Source organism: Paenibacillus sp. EZ-K15, assembly GCF_002573715.1.
Classification (GTDB): Bacteria; Bacillota; Bacilli; order Paenibacillales; family Paenibacillaceae; genus Paenibacillus_AQ.
Window position 1 is genome coordinate 158,294 of the sequence record NZ_PDHM01000008.1, and the last position, 7,919, is coordinate 166,212.

The 7,919-nt window shown below is 41.6% G+C and carries 4 protein-coding genes and 2 pseudogenes; 5 read left to right on the forward strand and 1 reads right to left on the reverse strand.

What is annotated here, in order from left to right:
- The 5 genes and pseudogenes from CRG97_RS33515 to CRG97_RS33520 form a co-directional block, all read left to right on the forward strand.
- Nucleotides 1-289, forward strand: a 289-nt coding sequence (locus CRG97_RS33515) for a transposase (protein ID WP_237566298.1), incomplete at its 5' end; no start/stop codon positions are given.
- A gap of 188 nt (nt 290-477) precedes the next feature.
- Nucleotides 478-1,044 carry an SF0329 family protein gene (locus CRG97_RS05310; RefSeq protein WP_098742088.1) on the forward strand — a complete coding sequence of 189 codons (567 nt, stop codon included), beginning with the start codon at nt 478-480 and terminating at the stop codon, nt 1,042-1,044.
- 61 nt (nt 1,045-1,105) lie between these two features.
- Entirely contained in the window at nt 1,106-1,810 is a 705-nt protein-coding gene (locus tag CRG97_RS05315; RefSeq protein WP_098742089.1) for a demethylmenaquinone methyltransferase, read from the forward strand.
- A gap of 231 nt (nt 1,811-2,041) precedes the next feature.
- Nucleotides 2,042-3,025, forward strand: a pseudogene (locus CRG97_RS05320) (tRNA dihydrouridine synthase); the annotation flags it as partial.
- Nucleotides 3,003-3,272: pseudogene (locus tag CRG97_RS33520) on the forward strand (RtcB family protein); the annotation flags it as partial. The pseudogenes CRG97_RS05320 and CRG97_RS33520, both read left to right, overlap by 23 nt.
- Before the next feature lie 776 nt (nt 3,273-4,048).
- On the opposite strand, the gene CRG97_RS05330 reads toward CRG97_RS33520, so the two are convergent.
- Complete coding sequence (locus tag CRG97_RS05330) at nt 4,049-7,075, reverse strand: S-layer homology domain-containing protein (protein ID WP_161952915.1); 3,027 nt, start codon at nt 7,073-7,075, stop codon at nt 4,049-4,051.
- Nucleotides 7,076-7,919: the final 844 nt, after the last annotated feature.

Consider the following 7,919-nt stretch of genomic DNA (forward strand, 5'->3'; position numbering starts at 1 on the left):
ACGTGTTCGCATCCGGGATCGATACGAGAGCGTATCATGGTCGTTTTACCAACTTCGTCAGATGATCGAGTACAAAGGGATTCGTTCAGGCGCCAAGGTGATCGCAGCGAATCCGGAGTACACGTCTCAGAAGTGCCCGAAGTGCCTGCGTACAAACAAAGCGAACCGCGACAGGAAAAAGCACCACTTCTGTTGCAGAGAGTGCGGCTACGGCTCTAATGATGATCGAATTGGAGCCATGAATCTTCAGCGCATTGGAATGAAGTACATCGCTGAAGTGGCTGTGTAGGTATACCTGTACAGCCGGGCAGCAGTCAACCTGCCTATCGTAACGCCATGTTAAGGAAGGAGGCCTAACCCGCCGCTCTCACTTCCGGGCAGTTACAAGCTCGCGACTTCAGTCATGAGTTGTTGACACTGAATAAGATGTGCAGATGGATACCGCGCCCCTCAGGGTTTGAAAACATAGGAGGAACCATGTCCTGGAGCAAATTGAAGCAACAGCTGGAGAGTTTTCTCAGTCCTGCGTTAGCTGGAAGAGTTGAATACCGCGCAACCGGTTATCGTTATTTACCTGATAAAGCAGGGCTTTGTTATATTTCGGTAGATAAAAAGAATGTACTCCATATGAGTGATAAAACCAGCTCAATCCGATGGTATCAGACGGAGCTGGAAATTAAGAATGATCCCAATATCCAAATTCCGATTAGCGATGATGAATTGGAAGCTGTCAGAAAGGAAACCAAAGGGACCGTTCCAGAGGATCGTCTAAACGTAATTGCAAGAAATAGAAAAGTATCCGTACTCGCCAAGGAGCTTTTGTTAGCACAGGCTGCATTAAGTAAATCCAATTTTGTCGCTACAGCAAATAAGTTCTTATCTACTTCTATAGAAGAAAGCATAGAGAGCGATGATATCTTATTGAATATTCTAGCTTTGGTGGACAGACGAGTTGGCAAAAAGCGGATTTTAAACATGAAAGAAAAGATGAAGTTAAAGCATCCGATTGTGCAATATTTTTATGAACTGCGGCGCAGTGCGTGATGAGCATAAATAATTTTTCGTTGAAAGAATCATATTGCACTTGTGGAAGAGAGGGAATTTCATGTCTGAACAAACAAAGTCGGAAAGAGTTCATCAGGTATTTGAAAAGATATCGGATCAATACGACTCGATGAACTCGGTCATCACTTTTAGGAGACATATCGCATGGCGCCATGATGTTATGAAACGGATGAATGTGAAAGAAGGTAGTAAAGCTCTTGATGTGTGCACTGGAACCGGGGATTGGGCGATTGCTTTAGCAAATGCTGTTGGAACGCATGGAGAAGTCATTGGATTAGATTTTAGCCAAAACATGCTCAAAATAGCCCAAGATAAGCAAGAGCAACAAGCTTTAAAGCAGCTTACACATATCCAGGGAAATGCCATGGAGCTTCCTTTTGAAGATGATTCATTTGATTATGTAACCATTGGTTTTGGTTTAAGAAATGTACCCGATTATTCAACCGTGTTGCGGGAGATGTATCGAGTAACTAAACCAGGCGGACAAGTCGTTTGTTTAGAAACATCCCAACCCACATTAATCGGTTATAGACAAGCTTCCCTCTTTTATGTTCGCTATATCATGCCCTTGCTTGGAAAGTTTATTGCCAAAAGTTATGATGAATACTCATGGTTACAAGAATCAGCCCGTCATTTCCCTAATAAAAATGTACTGAAACAAATGTTTTTGGAAGCGGGATTTTCCAAAGTAGATGTAAAGAGCTATAGTGGCGGTGTCGCGGCAATGCATATGGCTATAAAATAAATAATAGCAAGGAGGGGCCACGCCCCTCTTTTTTTATTGGGGTATGCACCTCTCTGGAATATGATATATTCATTAAAGTGTCTACGATTAACATATACTGCTGTTTGATATACATTGCTTAAATATGCTATAAGTGAAGAAAAAGCAAGAGCATGAACAAGATCAAGAACAGGTTAGACTTACTATTTCGGGATAAAGATTTGTCCTGGTATGTATAGAGGGGTATTGGATATGACAGATAATTTTTGGCGTGATTTACCACGACCTTTTTTTGTACTGGCGCCCATGGAAGATGTGACGGATGTTGTGTTTCGTCATGTTGTAAGTGAAGCAGCCAGACCAGATGTGTTTTTTACGGAGTTTGCGAATACAGAGAGCTATTGTCACCCGGAGGGGAACCACAGTGTGCGCGGACGTTTGACTTTTACAGAGGATGAACAGCCCATGGTAGCCCATATCTGGGGAGATAAGCCGGAATACTTTCGTCAAATGAGTATCGGCATGGCGAAAGAAGGGTTTAAAGGCATCGATATTAATATGGGTTGTCCTGTAGCGAATGTAGCAGAGAACGGGAAGGGAAGCGGGCTGATCTGCCGTCCCGACATTGCAGCGGAACTTATCCAGGCCGCCAAAGCCGGGGGACTGCCCGTCAGTGTAAAAACAAGGCTCGGTTTTAGTAGCGTAGACGAATGGCGCGACTGGTTAACCCATATTCTGAAACAAGACATTGTGAATCTGTCCATTCATCTGCGGACAAGAGATGAGATGAGTAAAGTCGACGCTCATTGGGAACTGATTCCGGAGATTAAGAAACTTCGTGATGAGGTGGCTCCAGACACACTCCTAACCATTAACGGGGATATTCCTGACCGTCAGACCGGCTTGAAGCTCGCTGAGCAATATGGAGTGGATGGCATTATGATTGGGCGTGGGATTTTTCATAATCCGTTTGCCTTTGAGAAGGAGCCAAAGGATCATAGCAGTCAGGAATTGCTTGATCTGCTGCGGCTGCATCTGGATCTCCATGATCAATATTCAGTACAGATGCGGCGCTCCTTCAGCGCACTTGCCCGCTTCTTCAAAATCTATGTCCGTGGATTCCGAGGGGCAAGTGAACTCCGAAATAACTTAATGAACGCAAAATCAACAAGTGAAGTACGTGCGCTGCTCGATGATCTTGGAAGCAAGGATCATGATGAGCCGTACTCAAGCGGCAGGGAAAATGAACTGGAAAACCCGTACCCGCAGCGGCGGTCAGATCAGCACAGAACAAATGATGGTGGCTGTTCGGGATTTTGGTGTGGAACTGCGCGGCGCAGGCACGGACGAGAGTCCTTTTGTTTATCGCAAGCTTCAAGGCGTGCTAGATTTACATGCCGAAACAATCGAGGTCATGCATGTCCTGAAACCGATTGGTGTTTGCATGGCTGGAGCGGATGAGTTTGATCCGTATAAGGATTGAGGCACCTAATTGTTCATCAATTTGAGGTGTTATTCTTTTGGAACCGCCGGGTGCGGACCCGCATATACGGTGGTGTGAGAAGACGGGGGCGTGCCGCCCCCTCTTACTCGATTAAATGCTGACTTTTTTATGTTGACATCTCTTGCAAACAGTCAGTTTAGTACTGTTTTCCGTAAGAAGCGTGTAAAGTAATTTGATTCGTGTAGTCTTACAAACAGGGCATGTTCCTCTACTTCTTGAAGGTAATTTCCATAGCGCTTTTCCTCTATAATTTTTTGACATATAATTAATCTCCTTCTATATATTTATCTGTGCTTTTAAGTTTATGTGGTTAAATTTTTACAATAGACTTAATACTTCACCCCAAAGTACAGCTAGCCAAAACTACTAAACAAAAATTGTTGTCCAAATATGAAGATTGAATACTCATTGAAAACGAAATTGTTTAAAGAGAAATGGAAAATAGAGCTTCCTAGAAGTAGATTATTCTACTTTTAGAGAAGCTCGATCGCAATAGAGAATAAAGTATCAAAGAAGATCCTTAATTGATAGAGTTTCTTGGTACTATAAAAGATTGCATAATAAAAGGATGTTCCCGCATACGGTACATGTAGAGTGCGTGGTAAGGATATATCGGGGGACTAGATAGTGTTCATATGCGAAAGAAACTTTGATCGCTTGATATATTGGATGATATTATAAAATGAAAGCACCCCTAACGTACTCGCTGGTGTTTCACCACCTCGTGATGTTGTAAAGGGTGCTTCTTTCAATTTTTATTGCGACTGAAGGTTCCAAGAGGTTCCATCGAATGCCGCCACGTACTGCTGCGTAAGGCCATCAACGTCTATGATAGTGAACGTTATTGTTTCGTTAGCATTCGCATATGAAGATGCAATACTAATTGTTGCAGTTGAGGGGCTATTAACATTGTCGAATGTTTTTGAAACTGTCGCTGTTGTTGATGTACTGTCAATCACGAAAGTTTCAATATTTTTGTTAAATCTTAAATACATTAATGTCTTACTAGAAGTTGAAATAGTAGCTGTCGGAGTATTAATGACTTTGATCTCTGCCGATGGAATAGAAATCTTACCTTCGGTATCGATTGCATATATTTGGTAAATTCCGGCAGGCAAATAAGTTGCGCCGGTAACAGTACTTATAGTTGCTACCTGATTGGCAGTTGTATTTACGTTATATAGACCCGCAGCATTAATTATACTTTCATCATCGTATAAATTTGCTGTTGTTGAAACTAGGTACAGCGTACTGTCTTTATCACTTGTCGCTTGGATGACATCACGACCAGCAAGGACGGTTCCTAAGGTAACATTGCTAAGCGCAGGAGCGTCAGGTGCAGTTGTAGTTAGATACAAATCATAATATCCAAGTGGCTTCTTCTCTGCATCATAGAAATAAACGAAGTTATGTGCAGTCCATGGAAATGTACTTTGAGTTATATGAACTTTGATAGCTTCTCCATTCGAATCTATACTTTGGAAAAAATTGGCGTACGTTCCTTTTAAGTCTTCTACAGTAGGTATAAATGGGCGCGAATCTGAGATTGAAGTAAAATGGACATATTTCACCTGCGATGCAATTGAATCGTCAAGTTGATTGAAGGTCACCTTAAACTGTTTACCGATTTGTGGGATATTACCTGGACTAATAAAATCAAAGAGTTCCTCTGAAGTTAATGAACGGATTTCAATGCCGTTTGCGCTAACTACATTGGCAATCGGAGTTAAATCGTAATCGTATGGGAAACGTTCTCCCTCAATTCCTCCATTCTTCTGAAATGAAATCCACAATGTCCCTTGTGATTTGGTTAAATTTTGAAACCCCGGTATTCCTAAACTAAACTTGCCGCCAGCGAAGCCAGTGCTTTCAACAATTGGAGTTGTGGAGTCTGGGGTTGCATATAATCTGACTGTATCTCCGATTGGAAGATCAAAGCCTGAAATAGTTCCATACAACGAGTCAATGTGAACTTGTTCAGAAAATGTTCTTTCCCAGGATATATGAACCGTATAGTATTTACTAGTTTTGCCGTCAGCAGCTAGAACCGAAATATTAATGTCCATTACTGTTTTTGGAGCGAGAGTAAAAGTATACGAAGTTCCACTTAGTGTGCCATACGGTTTAATTGGGCTATTGCCGTTTTCAACATCAAAAACTCCAAAACGAACTGTAGACTTAGGGTCTGCAGCCTCAATTGTAATTGTGGTCGCAGTAGCCTGATAACCGATAGGTGTCTCTGCAAAGTAATAGCTGACGTTTGGATTAAAACCTGCATCTCCTATATCCCCATATATATTACTGCTTTGATATAAAGTCAAATCCCCTACAGCAAGAGTCTTCAAATCTGCGTTGTTGCTTTTACTTCCCGTAGTAGTGTTTCCTGTGCTTGAGTTGCCTGAATTATTACTTCCTATTGAGGTACTACTCCCAGTGCTTCCGTTTGATACAGCCGTAGGAGTCGTAGTTATCACCGCATCCTTTGCTTGTCCATCAATTGTGGTAGGTGGGTTCTCGAAAGAAGAGCCGGCGGCCCCGGCATTTGCCGTCACATTTTCAATCGTACCTTGACCGAGTACCTTGACAGCCGAATTCAGAACCATATCAACGATAGCGGCTAATTGATCGACTGTAATTGTCAATGATGAAGCTTTGTCACCGACGTTTAATTGTTGGATGACTCCATCGGGAACACTAACACTGATTTTTGTAGCAATTACGTTTACTTTATCAAATGTTCCGTGGAGAGTGATGTTAGAATCTACGGGTAATTCCTTAGCGAGTTCCACATCTGAAAACCCAACACCTGTTACGCCAGACTCTTCAATGGTGGCTGGAGATTGGACAACTACTGATTTTACGACTGTTGTTCCTTCAGCCACGATTCGAACAGTTCCGTCTATTTTATGTACAATAACGGTAAGAAGCACAGAGTTGACAACATGGATCGAATTTTCTCCGCCGCCATTAACGGTTGTTTTCCCATTAACAGTCACATTATTTAGGATCGCATCCCCATTGCCGATACCTTCGGCTAGGAGGAGATCGCCATTAATGACTACGTTTTGTAAAGTAACACCCGCTGCACTAACGACAACATTCCCGTTTATGGTTTCTGTTCCGGTAGTAGGGCCGTAAATTCCAGCCTTGTCATAGGTTTGTGCTAAAGTGGGGCGTATACTTAACGCTTGATTAATAAGCGTGACGGCCTCTGCACGCGTAATTGTATTGTTTGGGTGAAAAGTACCGTCAGGATACCCTTTAATAATTCCTTTTGCAACTAAAGCCCCTATAGCCCCCTTGCTCCAATCGGCAAATTCCTGTGCGTCAGAAAATGTAAGAGATTCTTGATTCTCCAACTTAAGTAGATTGAACAGCATAACTGCTGATTCTTGCCGTGATATGGATAAATCAGCTCTAACAGTGCCATTATTGTACCCAGTGACATAACCGTTTTTTACAGCGATTGCGATGTCATTGTAAGCCCAGTCTGAAGATGAAAGATCGTTAAAATGAATTTCTGTAACTTCCTTTAGTTGAAAAGCTCTGTTCACGAGAGCAATAAATTCGCTCCGTTTGATTTCTTTGTTTGGTTTGAGTGTGCCATCAGGATAACCGTTTAAGTATCCTTTTGATATCCATTCGGTCATTGGTTTTTCAGCCCAATGTCCATGAATGTCTGAATTAATGTTTGTTGTTGCAGAGGCATTAGCAATAAAAACATTAATCACCAGTAATAAGCTCAATCCTATTACTAAGATTTTTCGTAATGATTTCTTCATGATCTTCCTCCTCGAAGTCGAAATAAATAATTTGTCAAAACATGTGTGCAATGGAGTCGGCAGGTGTAGCTCGTTAGTGGTAATATTCACCATCGCAATTAAAGATTATATCACGAACTATGTAACAATATGAGGAATGGTGGTGATATTTGTGAGTAATTGTGGCGAATCAAGTATTAGTGTGGGGAGGAGATTGAGGTTTATATGACTATTAAAATTCAAAATAGCTTCTCCTTATATTACTTTTGAGGTGTACAATACATAGCGCAGCGCAATCGGGAATTGTTCCTAAAGTTATTACAAGAATGACTCTTCTAACTTAAGCTTGTTCGCTCAAGAAGGAAAAACATTAAGTATTTACTAGTTTTAGGGCACAGGTGTTTCACTGGTTTTTCCTCTGTTATTTGCTCCAACCCTACTCCAAAATTCCTTTCTTTCCCTTGTCTCTTATGACGACTTTAATTGCTCAAAAAATTGGGCGAAATGGGAGAGAAAAGGCTAGGAAGTCTTGTGGCTGTAGGGTGGAGAGAGATAAGGGAAAGGTGACATGGATGATATGCCTTTAATTTCTTTTGATAGTAGTAATTGCAAGCCACATTTACCCGAACTAAAGCTGCTAGATTTTGTGCAAGGCGAATACTATTATATTTGCCTTTCTGTTTATACAAAACGCTACAGAAGCGTTTTGTGTATAGTGAGTCACGAAGTTACTTGATATTCTAAGTGTACGGAATGTATGACAGGTAAAGAGGGGCCACGCCCCTCTTTTTTTATTGGGGGTATGCACCTCTCTGGAATATGATATATTCATTAAAGTGTCTACGATTAACATATACTGCTGTTT